The organism is Methanoregula sp. (genome assembly GCF_023227875.1).
Lineage (GTDB): Archaea > Halobacteriota > Methanomicrobia > Methanomicrobiales > Methanospirillaceae > Methanoregula.
Genome location: NZ_JALOCH010000014.1, coordinates 25,007 through 38,602 on the forward strand (window position 1 = coordinate 25,007; position 13,596 = coordinate 38,602).

The window sequence follows — 13,596 nt, forward strand, 5'->3', positions numbered from 1 at the left end:
TATGTAGGAATCGCCAACTATCATCACACAAACGGGCTGCATGAGCCCGGTCAGGTGTAAACTTCCATGAAGAAACAACAGATTGCCGATCTCTTCTCCCTTGTCCGGGAGAAACGCCCGCTCGTCCACCACATCACGAACTACGTGACGGTCAATGACTGTGCCAACATCACCCTCTGCGCCGGTGGCGCACCGGTCATGGCCGATGCGGCTGACGAAGTAGCGGAGATGGCCGCGATAGCAAGCGTACTGGTCCTCAATATCGGGACGCTCAACCCGGTGCAGATTGAGTCCATGGAACTGGCTGGCAGCATGGCAAATGAGCGGAAGATCCCGGTGATCCTCGATCCGGTGGGTGTCGGTGCAACGCAGTACCGGACAAAGACTGCCCGCAGGCTGCTGGACACGCTTGACATCACGGTCCTCAAGGGCAATGCCGGCGAGATCGGCGTGCTTGCCGGTGCCGAAGCAAAAGTGCGGGGCGTGGACTCCCACGGGCTTTCCGGTGACCCTGTTGCGATTGCACAGGAATATGCAGAGGCTGCCGGCCTGACCGTGGCGATCAGCGGTGTAACAGATATTGTCACTGATGGGAAGCACACGCTGCTTGTCAAGAACGGCCACCCGATGATGGGCAGCATCTCCGGCACCGGCTGCATGGCCGCATCCGTGACCGGTGTCTTTAGTGCCGAGTCGAAAGACCGAGTCCTTGCATCGGCAGCCGCCTTTGCCGCCTTCGGCATTGCCGGGGAACGTGCGGCAGCAGCTGCCCGCGGTCCCGGCAGTTTCAGGACCATGCTCTTCGATGAACTTGCAGCCCTCACTCCCGATGACCTTGCACGGGCAGCCCGGATCAAAGCCGTATAACCTCATGTATGAACCTTGACCTGTACGTCATCACGGACGAGGCACTTGCCGGTGGACTCCCGCACGCGGTGATCGCAGAGCGTGCAGTGGACGGGGGTGCAACAGCCATCCAGCTCCGGGACAAGGACCGTTCATTCAAGGAACTTGTCCTGATTGGAAGAGAGATCCACGCCATTACCCGGAAGGCCGGGGCACTCTTCATCGTGAACGACCGGCTTGACATAGCGTTTGCCTGCGGGGCGGACGGCGTGCATCTCGGGCAGGGTGACCTCCGGTGCGACACCGCCCGCCAGCTCGCGCCGCCGGGCTTCATCATCGGCGTCTCTGTCGGTTCGGTGGACGAAGCGGTTGATGCCGAACGGGCCGGTGCTGACTATGTCGCCATCAGCCCCATTTTCTCCACGAATTCCAAGAGTGATGCCGGGCCCGGTCACGGCCTTTTGCTATTAAAGAAAATGCGGGCAGCAGTCCGTATTCCCATCATTGCCATCGGCGGGATTGGGCCTGACAATGCCGGGCAGGTGATCGGTGCAGGGGCTGATGGTATCGCGGTCATCTCGGCGGTTGTCTCGCAGACCGACATCACGGCTGCTGCCAGGGGGCTTGCGGAGACCGTTGCCTGGCATAAACGCGACCGGCGGAGAACGAGATGAAGAGCGATCCACAACCCCGGTTTGTACTGCATGAGCATTTCGCAAAGCACCACCACTTCGACTTCCGGCTCGAACATGGGGGTGTCCTCGTGAGCTGGGCTGTTCCTAAAGGGCTCCCGGAACAACCTGGTGAACGGAGGCTTGGGATTGGGGTGGAGGACCATGCTCTTGATTACATCGGGTTTTCTGGCACCATCCCGGAAGGTGAATACGGTGCGGGAGAAGTGAAGATCGCCGATACCGGGACCTATTCACCGGCCCTCTGGGAACGGGACCGGATTGAAGTGGTCCTTCACGGTGCCCGGTACTCCGGGAAATTTGTCCTTGTACGGTTCAGAAAGGCCGGCGACAAGGAATGGCTCATCATCCGGGCGCGGGATTGATCCCAGGCTGCCTGCACCACCAGACAGCGTCACAATGATGAATGCATATCTCTGGTGCCGAATATCTGAAATGACCAAAAGTCATCACAACATATAATAAATTCCCGGAACTATCTACAAGCGGATACTTCAGTGCAGGTCTGATTGTGGTATGAGAACCATTTCAACAAACCATACGCTCTGGCTATCGATCACGGCATTACTTACCGTTGGGATCGTTCTTGTCTCAATATATTCTTTAAAAAACGGGTACTTCGATATCTTCCCGTATTTTTACATCCTGCCAATCCTTTTTATCGCCTATTGCTGCCCGCGGTACTCGGTGTACTTCACGGTACTCCTTGGATGGATATTCCTCGGGCTCGTGTACCTGTACGGGTCCGGGAGCATCCAGCTGTATGTAGCGAGCATGGCATTCTTTTACATCTTTGTCTCGCTTGGGATCGTCCTGTCTGCCTTCTCCGGCCAGGCCCTCCAGGAGCGGAAGTACCGCGACATCTTTGAGACATCCCAGACCGGGATCATCACCTTCGAGCTCGAAACCCAGAAGATCCGGACGATCAACACGCAGTCGGCAGAAATTCTCGGGTATCCTCCTGAGGAACTTGCCCGCCAGTCGTTTACGGAACTCTGGTTTGATGGCGAACAGGAGATCCGGTTTATGAAACAGATCCGGCAGGAGGAGAAGATCACGGAGATGGAGGTTGCCCTGCGGAAGAAGGACCGTACCGTGATCTGGGTGCTGATCACTGCCGCCCTCACCAAAGAGGGGCTCATTGTCTGTTCGATGATGGACGTCACGGCAAGCAAGCGCATGAAGGACGAACTCATCGAGTCCGAACTCCGCTACCGGACGCTCTTTGACGGTGCGAGCGATGCAATCATCCTCCACGACATTGATGGCAAGATCTTCGAGACGAACGTGATCGCAAGCCGCTATCTCGGGTATACGAAGAAAGAACTGATGCACAAGACGCTCTACGACCTCGCCGTGCACCCGGAGGCCATGTTCCCTTCGGATGAGGTAAAACAGTTCCAGGCCCGGGGCCACATCCTGTTCGTGTCCGAGCTGAAGAAGAAAGACGGCGGCACCCTGCCCGTGGAGATCAGCAGCAGGATCACAGAATATTTCGGCATGCCTGCGGTGATGAGCACAGTGCGGGATATCTCCGGGCGGAGAAACCCGTAAGTTCCCGCCGGTACCGTATGCCGGAAAAGATGCCCGGGACCGGAGACCTGGTACGTGAGGGATCTGGTTTAATTCCTATAGTCGCCTATAGGTGTTACTATGCAGGCAGCAACTTCAATTTACATACGGGAGGATCTCAAAACCCAGTTGAACAACCTGAAGCGCAACCCGAAGGAATCATACAACGATGTTATCGAGCGCCTTGTGAATCTTTCCATTGATGATGAACCGCTCAGTGCGGATGCCATCAAAGGCCTGGAAGAGGGTCTTAAGGATATCAAAAAAGGGAATCTGATCTCTGAAGAGGCTATCAAAAAGAAGTACGGAGTTGAATGAGTCCCTACCGGGTGAAGTACACTCATCGTGCCGACCGGGACCTGGAAAAATTACCGCTGGAGATTGCACGGAAGGTTGTCGGTTCGATCCATACTATCAGGGAAGACCCGTACCGGTTCATCAAAAAGATAAAGGCGTCAAATCCGAACCATCCGATCTACTCTCTCCGGGTCAGGAGAGATGTTCGTGCGCTGCTCTCAATTCACGATGATGTCCTGATCATTCATGTGCTTGAAATTGATTACAGAAAACAGGCATATCGGGATTTTTAAATAAATTTTCATCCGGATCCCCTCTTACAACCTTCTGACCCTTTTGAATAAATGAACCCCCTGGTTGACAAATTGTCCACCAGCGCACTCGTAACAGGAGCGTGATGTAACATCAGAGAAGAGAACACCGGAAAAGTGCGAGGGATTTGTACCCTCGTAGTTCTGAAGCCGCCGGAGGGACTTGAACCCTCGACCTGCTGATTACGAATCAGCCGCTATACCGCTAAGCCACGGCGGCGTAATACCTCACAATATCGGCTTATGCACTAATAAAAGATATGGCTCGATGGGTTACGAGTACCCGCTGAGCGCAGTGACATTCTTTTCCCCCGCGCTCTCCTTTGGGGCGATCGTCCCGAACTTGGACTCGTAGTCGGCAACCGTCTTGGTCAGGACCGCGAGGAGGTTCTTTGCGTGTGACGGAGTGATGGAGACGATTGCCTTGGCCCGTGCCTGGTTCACCTGGGGGAGCTGGTGGAGGAACATGAAGGTGAACTCATCGTCCTTGTACGCGATCTGGATCATGTTGCTGTACACGGGATCAAGCGTGGGAGGGATATTAACTGAGATTTCTTGGCTGCTCATGCTCCAAGTGTTTCTCCTGATAGATTATCCGTCTTTTCTTGTGTAAATTTCGCCAAAAACTATAATCGGGTCTGTTTCCCACGTTACAGGGAGGAGTTATCCTGGCGGAACAGAAAGGACACATCACGATCTCAGACCTGGTGCGGGTGCATGCATGTCCGGTCCGGTTTTACTATGAACAGCGCGAACCCGTCACGGAATCAGACCGGTATGCGATCTGCAAGCAGCTCTCGTACCACCTCGGGAAACCGCTGGATGCAGACCTGATCTGGAACGAGGTTGTGGCCGTCCGCCCGGCCGTTGACCCGGCACTCCGGGAATTTCTGGGCCTTTGTATCACGGCCTGCAACAAGACGGCATGGAAGCCCGCCGTCCAGACCGATGTCCGGGTCGCTTCAGACAAGCACGGTATGGCGGGCATGATCGACCGCATCGATGCCGAGGGGGCATTCTCCATTGTCCGGGCTTCCGGGGCGATGCCGTTTGGCACCTATGCAGCCGACCGGCTGCGCATTGCCGCCATTGCATTCTGCCTTGAGGAGATGACGGGAAAAGAAGTCCCCGGAGGAAACGTGGAGTATATCCCGGATGGCGTATCCCGGCACCACGCGGTACAGCCCCGGGACCGCAGGCTTGTGATAGCAACCATCCACAAGCTCCGGGAGATCCGGGATGGTGCGATGCCGCAGCACCCGCTCAATGCCCCCTGCACCCGGTGCAGATACAAGGAAAAATGCGAGAGCAGCGTCGGGAAGAGGCTCAGCGAGTTGCTGTAAGAGGGACTTATTCCGGCTCCCTGCCACATACTGAACAGCGGTAATGGTGGACATCGACGGTCCCCCCGCATGCCGTGCAGGTCCACCGCTCCCGCTCGCTTTTAACGAACGCACGGATACCATCTTTTTTAATTGCAGCAAGGTTGTCAAGCATGCTCATGTGGTACTTTGTCCGGTACCGCGTGTCCAGCTGTTTCATCCGTTTGCAGGGAAATTCGCTGCAGGTATGGTTGTACCTGTCCTTCACATGCTCACAGGCAGAGATGGTGCAGTGGATACTACATAACCTGTCCGGTGCGTAACATCCCCCGCACCGGTTCTTTTCCCGGAGAAACGCCATGCAGATGGCGCAGTCCATGCCGCAGGGGGCAACCAGTGTGGTCCTGAACGGATTTTTCACCGCCATACAATGGGATAGGTTTCCGGTCAGTTAATAATTGGCGGCCGGTGGACCGCCGTATTGCCGGTACTATCTCCGGGTCGGGTCTCCGTTTTAGATGGGGGAGACCAGAAGTACACCGCCCGACCCCCGCATCCCCCTTTGTTGGTTTAATGTGCAGTTCTTCTTCGTAAAAAATAACAAATTCCGGCCCGGAATCCCAATGGGTGTGCGGGGGTCGGGCGGTGTACTTTAGCTCACAGTGGCATGTACGGGCCCAAACCCATACCCGTTTTACGACTATAACAGGATACGTTACCCGTTATGGACAGATGAAAACGTACACCGTCCGACCCCCGCATCACGATCAGGCCGTCACTTTCACCCTCCCCCTTCATCCCGCTTAAATCTGGGATGTATGCAATCCTTTGGATCGCAAAACAAGGGAAGTGAAGCAGATGGCAGCAACACGTATCGAGACCGGCACCCCCCAGGGGGATGCACTGGGATTTTCCGAAGACCTCTTCTCGGGCTGGCTTGAGATGGAAGCGGGCAACCGGCTCATCCTCCACTACATCATATCCCGGCACAAGAACGAGGGCAACACGCAGGCGCTGATCCGGCAGTGGCTTACCGAAGGGTACGATGTCCGGGTCGTGATGCCCCGGCCCGTTATGCAGCATATCCTCAGGAAATTACAGTTCGTTTCCGGGCGGGAGCAGTTCCCGGACCAGTACGAAGATGCAGTGGAGGTCTGGCACCGGCCCGGTGTGGGGGAGCCGGAGAGCGTGCATGAACGTCAGGGAAGGTATGCCGTAACCGGGTGAGGGCGAGACACCTCTCCCTGCACGTTCTCAAGAGAGAAACATTCTTTTTCTTTCAGGCATCGAGCAGTGTCTTCGAGATGATGTATTCCCCGCGTGCCTCGCGGGTCGTCCCCACGATCAGCCACCGCTCGTCGCCGTGCTGCTCAGCGACCCCGCAGGCCTCGACCCTCTCTCCGGTGAGTGCCTGTCCGCTGTAGGTATGGGTAAAGGATAGTACCCTGCTGAAGGATTCGTGCTCCACCTCGTAGATCGCGGGGTTGTCGAACGCGAGCGACGCATCGGTCACCCTTGCCTCGATGGTCTGTTTCCCCAGTACCTGGCCACGGCCGGCCGGGGCGCTGCCGATCGTGTCATAGGACCGCGTGTACAGAATATCGAAGTACGTGCCCTCGATCTGGCCCCGGTTCCATTTCCGCTGCTCGTGGAGCACGAAGACATCGTACGGGATCTCGGGTTTACGTTTTTCGTACACCTTTCTCCACATCTCTTCTGAAAGTCCCTCAATCCTGCCATCACGGACACCCTGCCGGACCAGTGCCTGTGCAACAAACCAGTGCTTCCCGTACACCACCATGTCAATATCGGAGCCCTCGTTTTCGAGCCCGCAGAGGAGCGAGCCGGTACACCCGACTGTCCCTTCCGGCAGGGAGAAGAGGCTGACGAGTTTTTTCACCCGGGGGTGGGCGGCAGCAATACGACCGATATCGAGGTCCGGCTTCAGTACCTGTTTCACATCGGCTTTCGGTACCCGGTGGAGGAGGCCGGCATAGGCCGGCTTGTAACGGGCAACGTGGGCATACGCCTCCTCGAAATCGTACTTGGTGTAGCGGCGGCCTGACGGGTGGACCCGTGTCCCGTTCCCGTCCGGGACATACCGGAGCACACACCCGATCCGGTCATCATTATCATAGGTCGAGACCGCATAGAGCCAGCCGTCGTTGTCTTCAATAAAATCACGCAGGCGCAGTGGCAGCATCAGGAGACCTCATAGGGTGAGCAGGAATTTTGCGACCGGATCGACACCGGCCCCGGCCCTGAGGATCTGTTTTGCCGGCAGGTCGACCACTGTGCTCGGGATTCCCGGGAGCATCCCCCCGTCAATGAGCAGCTCGCGCGGGATGGTGCATTCCTCCGGGGTCCGGGGCTCTTTTGCCCCGTGAAGGTTGGCGCTTGTGGCCGTAATGGGTGCATCGAACTGCGTGATGAGCCTGAGTGCAAGAGGGTGGGAAGGGATCCGGATCCCGATCATCCCGGTGCCCCCGGTCAGGACCTCCGGGATACACGAACGGGCAGGAAGAATTACCGTCACGGGGCCGGGAAGGAATGTCTCAAGGAAACCCTGCATCCACGGTTCGGTACGGGCAACCGCGCCCAGCATATCGAAGTCGGAGACGGCAATCGAGATGGGCATCGCGAGCGGGCGTTTCTTTGCCTCGTAGACCTTCAGGATCGCCTCGTCGGAAAATGCGTCAGCCCCGAGGCCGTAGACCGTCTCGGTAGGATAGATGACGATGCCATCGTGCATGAGGACCGATATGGCCTTTTCGATGATATCCATGTTCAGAATTCCCGCCCGCGGACGCGGTTGATATCGAAGACCGCTTTGCTGCTGACGTGCATCACGGCAAAGACTCCCGCCTGGATCGGGTCGGTGACCACGAGATCGGCATGCTCCGGTACGGTGCCCGCCATCCTGAGGGCAATGACCGGGATCCCCGCGTCCCGGACCCGGTCCACGGCCTTCGAGATATCCCCACCCATGATCGAGCCGGCAAGGACAAGGATGGCAGCGCGGGGGAGGCGGGAGACGGCATCCACGGCAAGGGCCAGGGTACGCTCCCCGACCAGCGGGATGGTGTCCACCGAGATCCGTTCGCCGCGGATGTTATGCCGGTCTGCCTCGTTCACGGCACCGAGGGCGACCTGCGCGACCTGTGCCCCGCCTCCGATGATGATCACGCGTGTCCCGAAAATATGACCGAACGGACGGTATGCCTTGACATCCTTTACGGACGGGATATCGTTTAAGTCCTTTAAAAGAAGGTCATAATCGTCCGCATCGTAACAGTCATATTCGAGATAGAGTTCAGCAAGACCACAGTTGGGGCCGGAGTCGAACACTTCCTGGTTGATCATGACCACATTCGCATCATGATTGGCAAGCACGGTAGCGATGTCCCGGAGGACTCCCCTGCGGTTCTCCGCGATGATCCGCATTGCCGAGCGTTCAGGTTCAGACTCCATAGGATGGATGCGATAACCGGGGATCGAACCCGGGTTAGAAGCTTGGGAAGCTCCTGTCCTACCGCTAGACTATTATCGCACGCTGATGTTTGCGCCTCTCTAATAGTACGCGATTTTAACATAAATATATCCCGATTATCCCTCTCGTTTCGATATTTTTAAGCCAAGGGGACAAAGTACCTATACGATAAGCCGCCTTACTATCCGGCATACCCTCCGCATAACCGCTGTCAGCGGAGATCCCAATAACATTTACAGGAAGTAACGCCATGAGATTCAAAACCCTGATACTCTCTCTCCTTATTGCGACCTGTCTCCTGGTACTGGTGTCCCCGTTCCCGGTCCAGGCGGCAACCGGTGACCCGGTTAAGGTGCTGTACCAGAACTCGTTTTCCTCCAATCCCAAATGGGTGACAAACAATCCCTCGTCGGATTACTGGGACCCCGGCCTCCAGATGTACCACTTTGCGATCGAACCGAGCACGGGGGCCTATGCCTACACTTCGGTTTCCAACTATGATGGGGAACCGTTCACGTTTGAGTACGATCTCATCCTCAATGATATTGACGATGGGGCAACCTTCCGTCTTGGTTTTTCAGGTACAGACATGGATCCCAATACCGGCCCGAATATCCTGACGCAGTTCACGAATGCAAAATACGGCCAGATCATGTGGCTTCACCTGGTGACGCCGAGTAACAAGATGATCGAGGTCAACAGCGAGTCCGGGGACACTCAGGCAAGCGGCGATGCTGCTTACAATGGCCCGACGGTAAAATACAGTCTTAACACGACCTACCACGTGACGGTGGACTACAGGAAGGCCCAGCGGACCCTCAGCATGAAGGTCAACGAGAAGACGACCGGGAAGGCAGTCTGGGGCTACTACGTGAACACCGCAGAAGACCTCCGCGGGATGAACCGTATCTACCTCGGTTCGATCGGCGATTACGGGAGGATGAATATCTACGCAAAGGGCTATATCGACAATGTCCGGCTCACGATACCCGCTGATGTTTCTGAAACCCCCACAACCTCCGCTCCTGTTACCACTACGACAGTACCTGTGGTTACAACGAAGAAAACAACGCCCCGGCCGACAACGACCGTACCGACACCCTCCCCGGAGACTACGCCCGAGTCCCCGCTCTCCGGAATGACGACCATCGCCGCGCTGGGGATCACCGGCCTCTGTTGCGGCCTGTTCCTGAAGAGAAGGAACTGATATCTCCCTTTTTTTTGAGTCCTTCGGTTTGACAGAAACAGGGAACATTTCATCCAGGTACTCCGGTTCCCCGTCACCCGGGACCTGTAAAAGAGACCCATTTTCCCCAAATGAGAGAAAAATCTCCTTTGAAAACATCAGGTATCTGGAGCAACGGGCCCCAGAATATCACGGGAAGAAAAGGGATTTTTACTATGTATGATTCCCGGAGGTGTGGCAACCTCCGGATCTCTGGAGAGAGTGTTGAATATATGCCGGCGGTCTGTGCCGGTTGCATGGGGCTTGTTCCTGCGGTGAGCAGCATCCCGGTTCCGTGTGCATAAGAGACCGGGGACGTGCATGGATGTTCATCATACTGGTGCGTGGCATGGGGGGAATGACGTGCATGACCTGGCGTGTGCTGTCATGGTACTGGTAACCGATCGGTTGCGATGGTAACGGGAAGTGCGGACTGGTCAATGATCCCTTCAGTACCTGAGATGATCTGTTCCCTGCACTCGTTTCCTGTGAAGACATCAGTCCCGCAGCAGGGGCTGCAGATCGTGTCCGGCCGGGCTGCATCTGACGGGGATACCATCAGCGCTACCGAGAACAGGACGAATGCAAGACCGATCATAATAATGCCAGTGTTCATTTGACGATTCCCTCTTGTTGTTGATGGGTCGGTGACACGCCGAATCTGGTCCGTGTATCACCTGATCATATTCTCTTGCAGGCCGGTTAATAAATACCCAGAATTCAACAGGTTGGTGGATGTAACTCCGGGGTTATACAAATGAACCTTTCGGGTGAACCAATGGGGAGGAAATATAAACCGTCATGCCCTTATCTTCCGGTACCAAATGGGTAAGATATAACGGCCCCGGTTGAGCCCTATGGATCCTGCTGATAAGTCTCCCACGATTATTGTTCACGATGAGTCCGACTCATTAGAGGAACTGTCGGATTACCTGGACGTGCTCTCGAGCAGCGCACGGCTCAGGATATTAAAATTTCTCGAGAAGAAACCCCGTGACGCACGGGCGATCTCAAAGGAGATCGAGACGAGTTATGAAAATACTAAAAAGCATCTCGACAAACTCCTGAGTATCGGCGTTATCAAGAAAGAAGCAGGCCTCGGCGCCCCCACCTCCAAGGGGATCCATCCTGTCTGGGAATATTCGCTTGTGCCGGGGGGCCTCGAAGTGATCATAAGGAACCTCGGGCTCTTCTCCAATACGCGGGTGCAGGTTGTCGGGAGCGAGATCTCGAAGCGTCTTGACGAAGTGAAAGGCACCCTCTCAAAGGAAGTGCTGGGCAATGTTCCCGCAACGATCGTGCTGGGCGGCCCGGATGACGGCAAGGTATTCTTCCTTAAGCATGACACGGTGTCTGTTGGCCGCAACGACCCGGAGCACCCCGGATCGTTTAAGCCTGATGCCGATATCGTGCTGTCCGATGGATACACTGCGGTGACCCGGGTCTCGCGACCGCACGGGAAATTTGTCCGTGACAAAGAGATCTGGTATATCGAGGATGCCGGGAGTACCGGTGGCACACAGCTGAACAACCACAAACTTGAGAAGAATGTCCGGGCCGCATTGCATGACGGGGACTTACTCGAACTCGCGAAAGGCATATCCGGTGTGAAACTGCTGATGATCCTTCCCGGGAGCACCTGAAACGTACCGGCCCATCTTAATAAAAAAGGAACATACGCATATTAATACCCGGATTCATTACCGGATAGTATAGGCCCGATAGAAAATGCCCCGACGATATTCCATGATCCCACCAGACCGCAGCGCATGCGTACTTGTCATTGTTATGCTGGCATGTACTCTTCTCTGCCTGCCTGTCGCAGCCGCGGACCATGTTGTCGGACCTGCCGGTGCCGAGTTCTCAACCCTCAAGGATGCGGTTGACTGGTCGATCGGGGGCGACACGATCCGGGTGGAGAGCGGGACATACCCGGAGAGTATCAGACTCGACAAGAAACTGTACCTGATCGGCGTGGATACCGGTGGAGGGGCACCGGTGATCACACCCTCCAAGAGCGGAAATGTAGTGGAGATCCTCGCGGATGGTTGTACGGTCCAGGGGTTCACCATCCAGAACAGCGCAACGGGGAGCGGGATCCGGGTCACCTCCAACAGCAATTCCCTGCGGCATAACACCATCACGAACAATGCGGAAGGGATCACCCTGGTGTCGGCGGATAAAAATACCCTCCTCGACAACGCGATCGAGGGGAACAACCACGCAGGTATTGCACTTGAATCGGCAAGCGGTAACCAGATCGATGAGAACACCATCCAGGAAAATGCGATCGGAATCACGCTGGATGAAAACTCGCGTTCCAACACCATCTCCCGCAACCTGTTTTCCAATACGCAGAACGTGATCTCCCGGAGTCCCAGTTCCACGTGGAGCACCGCGTTCACCTACGTATATACCTATCTTGGAAAGGCCGGACAGAGCCGCATGGGCAATTACTGGAACGATTACCGGGGCCAGGACCAGAACGGCGACGGGATAGGCGACACGGCATACCCGACCAGAGTCAATGCCGGGATGAGCAGTGGCGGCACCGATCCCTATAGTGGCGATGCCTATCCCCTGATGGACCCCCTTGAGTACTACACCGGTATGAGCACGGTCACATCTCTAGGTACCGGAGAACCGGCCGGTGTGCAGACACCTCCCCCGGCAGCCCCCGTAAAACCGTCCGTTACGGCAAGCCCGGTCCCGACCCGGACTGCACAGGCAGTGACCACAACACCTCCCGCCCCTGCCACCCCGGGTTTGCAGGACATCCCCTTCATGGCCATCGTCCTCATTCTCGTTGGCCTGGTGCTTGCTGGTATCGGCGGGTATCTTTTTGTCTCGCGAAAAGATGAGGGGCCTGTCATCTCCTCCCCGGTGCCCGCGGTCACTCATGCAGCATCCGTCCTTAAGACCGCGGTCGAGCGGACCTGGGCGCTCGTCACGACGCCGGCGTCCAAGACGGTGCTGGGATCGGCAGAAGAGACGGTCGCCGCTCCCTCCCCGAGCGCAACCGACCAGAAGAATTACTTCCCCCGTGAACTCGAGAACAAGTACACTGAGATCATGTTTGTCGGGAGGGGCGGTATCGCGTGGGTCTTCTCCGCCATCCGAAAGACGGACGGTGTGAAGGTCGCAGTCAAGATCCCGATCAGTTTCGATGAGATAACCGGCAAATGCTTCCTCAACGAGATCGCCGCGTGGGAGACCCTGCGCCATCCTAACATTGTCGAAGTGTCGGCGGTCAACATCCTGCCGGTCCCCTACGTGGAGATGGAGTTTGTGCCGAACTCGCTCGAAGCGCTCCAAAAACCCATGCCGGTCTGGAAGGCGGTCCACCTCATTACCGGTGTGACGGATGGTCTCCGGTATGCCCACGAGCACGGGTTCATCCACCGGGACATCAAACCCCACAACATCCTCCTGACCAACGATGTGGTACCAAAGATCACTGACTGGGGGATGAGCAAGGTCCTTGCCGCTGACGTGAAGAAGTCGAGCGTAGCCGGTTTCTCTCTGTCCTATGCCGCGCCGGAGCAGGTCTCCCCTTCCGAGTTCGGGAGGACGGACGAGCGGACTGATCTCTACCAGCTCGGCGTGGTCTTTTACGAACTGGTCACCGGTTCGATCCCCTTCGGAGGCGAGAGCATCGTCGAGGTTGGAAATGCGATCCTCCGGGAACAGCCCATTCTCCCTTCGGAATATAACCCGGATGCAGAAGCGGTGGAGAAGATCATCATGAAATGCCTGGAGAAAGACCCGGCAGATCGTTACCAGTCAGCAGCCGAACTCCTCGATGCCCTGCATGGATACCTTGATGAGGACGACGAATGAT

Annotated in this window: 18 protein-coding genes and 2 tRNA genes; 11 read left to right on the forward strand and 9 right to left on the reverse strand. The window is 56.4% G+C overall.

All coding sequences use genetic code 11. From position 1 onward, the window contains the following. The first annotated feature begins 66 nt into the window (after positions 1-66). The 6 genes from thiM (at position 67) to M0R30_RS12640 (ending at position 3,700) form a co-directional block, all read left to right on the forward strand. Positions 67-867 (forward strand): hydroxyethylthiazole kinase, encoded by an 801-nt coding sequence (thiM, locus tag M0R30_RS12615; RefSeq protein ID WP_292547441.1) that lies wholly within the window; start codon positions 67-69, stop codon positions 865-867. 8 nt (positions 868-875) lie between these two features. Beyond that, positions 876-1,520, forward strand: a complete 645-nt coding sequence (thiE, locus tag M0R30_RS12620; RefSeq protein ID WP_292547443.1) for a thiamine phosphate synthase — start codon at positions 876-878, stop codon at positions 1,518-1,520. Next, positions 1,517-1,903 (forward strand): DNA polymerase ligase N-terminal domain-containing protein, encoded by a 387-nt coding sequence (locus M0R30_RS12625; RefSeq protein WP_292547445.1) that lies wholly within the window; start codon positions 1,517-1,519, stop codon positions 1,901-1,903. Before thiE ends, M0R30_RS12625 begins: the two co-directional genes overlap by 4 nt. 151 nt (positions 1,904-2,054) lie before the next feature. After that, positions 2,055-3,092 (forward strand): PAS domain-containing protein, encoded by a 1,038-nt coding sequence (locus M0R30_RS12630; RefSeq protein WP_292547447.1) that lies wholly within the window; start codon positions 2,055-2,057, stop codon positions 3,090-3,092. Between the two features lie 99 nt (positions 3,093-3,191). Further along, positions 3,192-3,428, forward strand: coding sequence for an antitoxin VapB family protein (locus tag M0R30_RS12635; protein WP_292547449.1), 237 nt, complete (start codon positions 3,192-3,194; stop codon positions 3,426-3,428). Next, on the forward strand, positions 3,425-3,700 hold the full coding sequence (locus M0R30_RS12640) for a type II toxin-antitoxin system RelE/ParE family toxin (protein WP_292547451.1): 276 nt from the start codon (positions 3,425-3,427) through the stop codon (positions 3,698-3,700). The genes M0R30_RS12635 and M0R30_RS12640 overlap by 4 nt, the downstream gene beginning before the upstream one ends. A gap of 166 nt (positions 3,701-3,866) precedes the next feature. Here the strand turns inward: M0R30_RS12640 and M0R30_RS12645 are convergent. After that, a tRNA-Thr gene (locus M0R30_RS12645) sits at positions 3,867-3,938 on the reverse strand. Positions 3,939-3,991: 53 nt separating this feature from the next. Further along, positions 3,992-4,285, reverse strand: coding sequence for a DUF3467 domain-containing protein (locus tag M0R30_RS12650; RefSeq protein WP_292547453.1), 294 nt, complete (start codon positions 4,283-4,285; stop codon positions 3,992-3,994). A 146-nt stretch (positions 4,286-4,431) separates the two neighbouring features. Here M0R30_RS12650 and M0R30_RS12655 point away from each other — a divergent pair, with 146 nt between their 5' ends. Continuing rightward, the gene (locus M0R30_RS12655; protein ID WP_292547455.1) at positions 4,432-5,061 is read left to right on the forward strand and encodes a Dna2/Cas4 domain-containing protein; all 630 of its coding nucleotides are present in this window, start codon (positions 4,432-4,434) and stop codon (positions 5,059-5,061) included. Between the two features lie 7 nt (positions 5,062-5,068). Here the strand turns inward: M0R30_RS12655 and M0R30_RS12660 are convergent, their stop codons facing one another. Then, on the reverse strand, positions 5,069-5,467 hold the full coding sequence (locus tag M0R30_RS12660; RefSeq protein WP_292547457.1) for a DUF3795 domain-containing protein: 399 nt from the start codon (positions 5,465-5,467) through the stop codon (positions 5,069-5,071). A gap of 431 nt (positions 5,468-5,898) precedes the next feature. Between M0R30_RS12660 and M0R30_RS12665 the strand changes: the two genes are divergently transcribed. Next, positions 5,899-6,267, forward strand: a complete 369-nt coding sequence (locus tag M0R30_RS12665; RefSeq protein WP_292547459.1) for a hypothetical protein — start codon at positions 5,899-5,901, stop codon at positions 6,265-6,267. A 52-nt stretch (positions 6,268-6,319) separates the two neighbouring features. Here the strand turns inward: M0R30_RS12665 and M0R30_RS12670 are convergent, their stop codons facing one another. The 4 genes from M0R30_RS12670 to M0R30_RS12685 all read right to left on the reverse strand — a co-directional run bounded on the left by M0R30_RS12670 (position 6,320) and on the right by M0R30_RS12685 (position 8,590). Further along, a complete protein-coding gene (locus M0R30_RS12670; RefSeq protein WP_292547461.1) occupies positions 6,320-7,243 on the reverse strand; it encodes a nucleotidyltransferase domain-containing protein in 924 nt (307 codons plus the stop codon). A 9-nt stretch (positions 7,244-7,252) separates the two neighbouring features. After that, positions 7,253-7,825: an L-threonylcarbamoyladenylate synthase gene (locus M0R30_RS12675; RefSeq protein WP_292547463.1), complete on the reverse strand. Its 573-nt coding sequence runs from the start codon at positions 7,823-7,825 to the stop codon at positions 7,253-7,255. A gap of 2 nt (positions 7,826-7,827) precedes the next feature. Beyond that, positions 7,828-8,511, reverse strand: coding sequence for a DUF5612 domain-containing protein (locus M0R30_RS12680; protein ID WP_292547465.1), 684 nt, complete (start codon positions 8,509-8,511; stop codon positions 7,828-7,830). Positions 8,512-8,519: 8 nt separating this feature from the next. Further along, positions 8,520-8,590 (reverse strand) — tRNA-Gly (locus tag M0R30_RS12685). 190 nt (positions 8,591-8,780) lie between these two features. On the opposite strand from M0R30_RS12685, the gene M0R30_RS12690 reads away from it, so the two are divergent. Further along, positions 8,781-9,737, forward strand: a complete 957-nt coding sequence (locus M0R30_RS12690; protein ID WP_292547467.1) for a hypothetical protein — start codon at positions 8,781-8,783, stop codon at positions 9,735-9,737. A gap of 73 nt (positions 9,738-9,810) precedes the next feature. Here the strand turns inward: M0R30_RS12690 and M0R30_RS12695 are convergent, their stop codons facing one another. Together M0R30_RS12695 and M0R30_RS12700 are read right to left on the reverse strand one after the other, a co-directional pair. Continuing rightward, on the reverse strand, positions 9,811-10,041 hold the full coding sequence (locus M0R30_RS12695; protein ID WP_292547469.1) for a hypothetical protein: 231 nt from the start codon (positions 10,039-10,041) through the stop codon (positions 9,811-9,813). Between the two features lie 99 nt (positions 10,042-10,140). Continuing rightward, positions 10,141-10,371 carry a hypothetical protein gene (locus M0R30_RS12700; protein WP_292547471.1) on the reverse strand — a complete coding sequence of 77 codons (231 nt, stop codon included), beginning with the start codon at positions 10,369-10,371 and terminating at the stop codon, positions 10,141-10,143. Between the two features lie 241 nt (positions 10,372-10,612). Here M0R30_RS12700 and M0R30_RS12705 point away from each other — a divergent pair, with 241 nt between their 5' ends. Next, on the forward strand, positions 10,613-11,398 hold the full coding sequence (locus M0R30_RS12705) for an FHA domain-containing protein (protein WP_292547473.1): 786 nt from the start codon (positions 10,613-10,615) through the stop codon (positions 11,396-11,398). Between the two features lie 103 nt (positions 11,399-11,501). Continuing rightward, a complete protein-coding gene (locus M0R30_RS12710; RefSeq protein WP_292547475.1) occupies positions 11,502-13,595 on the forward strand; it encodes a protein kinase in 2,094 nt (697 codons plus the stop codon). Position 13,596: the final 1 nt, after the last annotated feature.

Bases quoted from the DNA above. Each gene is read 5' to 3' on its own strand.
- thiM (WP_292547441.1), top strand. From the start codon at position 67: ATGAAGAAACAACAGATTGCCGATCTCTTCTCCCTTGTCCGGGAGAAA.
- thiE (WP_292547443.1), top strand. From the start codon at position 876: ATGAACCTTGACCTGTACGTCATCACGGACGAGGCACTTGCCGGTGGA.
- M0R30_RS12625 (WP_292547445.1), top strand. From the start codon at position 1,517: ATGAAGAGCGATCCACAACCCCGGTTTGTACTGCATGAGCATTTCGCA.
- M0R30_RS12630 (WP_292547447.1), top strand. From the start codon at position 2,055: ATGAGAACCATTTCAACAAACCATACGCTCTGGCTATCGATCACGGCA.
- M0R30_RS12635 (WP_292547449.1), top strand. From the start codon at position 3,192: ATGCAGGCAGCAACTTCAATTTACATACGGGAGGATCTCAAAACCCAG.
- M0R30_RS12640 (WP_292547451.1), top strand. From the start codon at position 3,425: ATGAGTCCCTACCGGGTGAAGTACACTCATCGTGCCGACCGGGACCTG.
- M0R30_RS12650 (WP_292547453.1), bottom strand. From the start codon at position 4,285: ATGAGCAGCCAAGAAATCTCAGTTAATATCCCTCCCACGCTTGATCCC.
- M0R30_RS12660 (WP_292547457.1), bottom strand. From the start codon at position 5,467: ATGGCGGTGAAAAATCCGTTCAGGACCACACTGGTTGCCCCCTGCGGC.
- M0R30_RS12665 (WP_292547459.1), top strand. From the start codon at position 5,899: ATGGCAGCAACACGTATCGAGACCGGCACCCCCCAGGGGGATGCACTG.
- M0R30_RS12670 (WP_292547461.1), bottom strand. From the start codon at position 7,243: ATGCTGCCACTGCGCCTGCGTGATTTTATTGAAGACAACGACGGCTGG.
- M0R30_RS12675 (WP_292547463.1), bottom strand. From the start codon at position 7,825: ATGGATATCATCGAAAAGGCCATATCGGTCCTCATGCACGATGGCATC.
- M0R30_RS12680 (WP_292547465.1), bottom strand. From the start codon at position 8,511: ATGGAGTCTGAACCTGAACGCTCGGCAATGCGGATCATCGCGGAGAAC.
- M0R30_RS12690 (WP_292547467.1), top strand. From the start codon at position 8,781: ATGAGATTCAAAACCCTGATACTCTCTCTCCTTATTGCGACCTGTCTC.
- M0R30_RS12695 (WP_292547469.1), bottom strand. From the start codon at position 10,041: ATGCTGCTCACCGCAGGAACAAGCCCCATGCAACCGGCACAGACCGCC.
- M0R30_RS12700 (WP_292547471.1), bottom strand. From the start codon at position 10,371: ATGAACACTGGCATTATTATGATCGGTCTTGCATTCGTCCTGTTCTCG.
- M0R30_RS12705 (WP_292547473.1), top strand. From the start codon at position 10,613: ATGGATCCTGCTGATAAGTCTCCCACGATTATTGTTCACGATGAGTCC.
- M0R30_RS12710 (WP_292547475.1), top strand. From the start codon at position 11,502: ATGATCCCACCAGACCGCAGCGCATGCGTACTTGTCATTGTTATGCTG.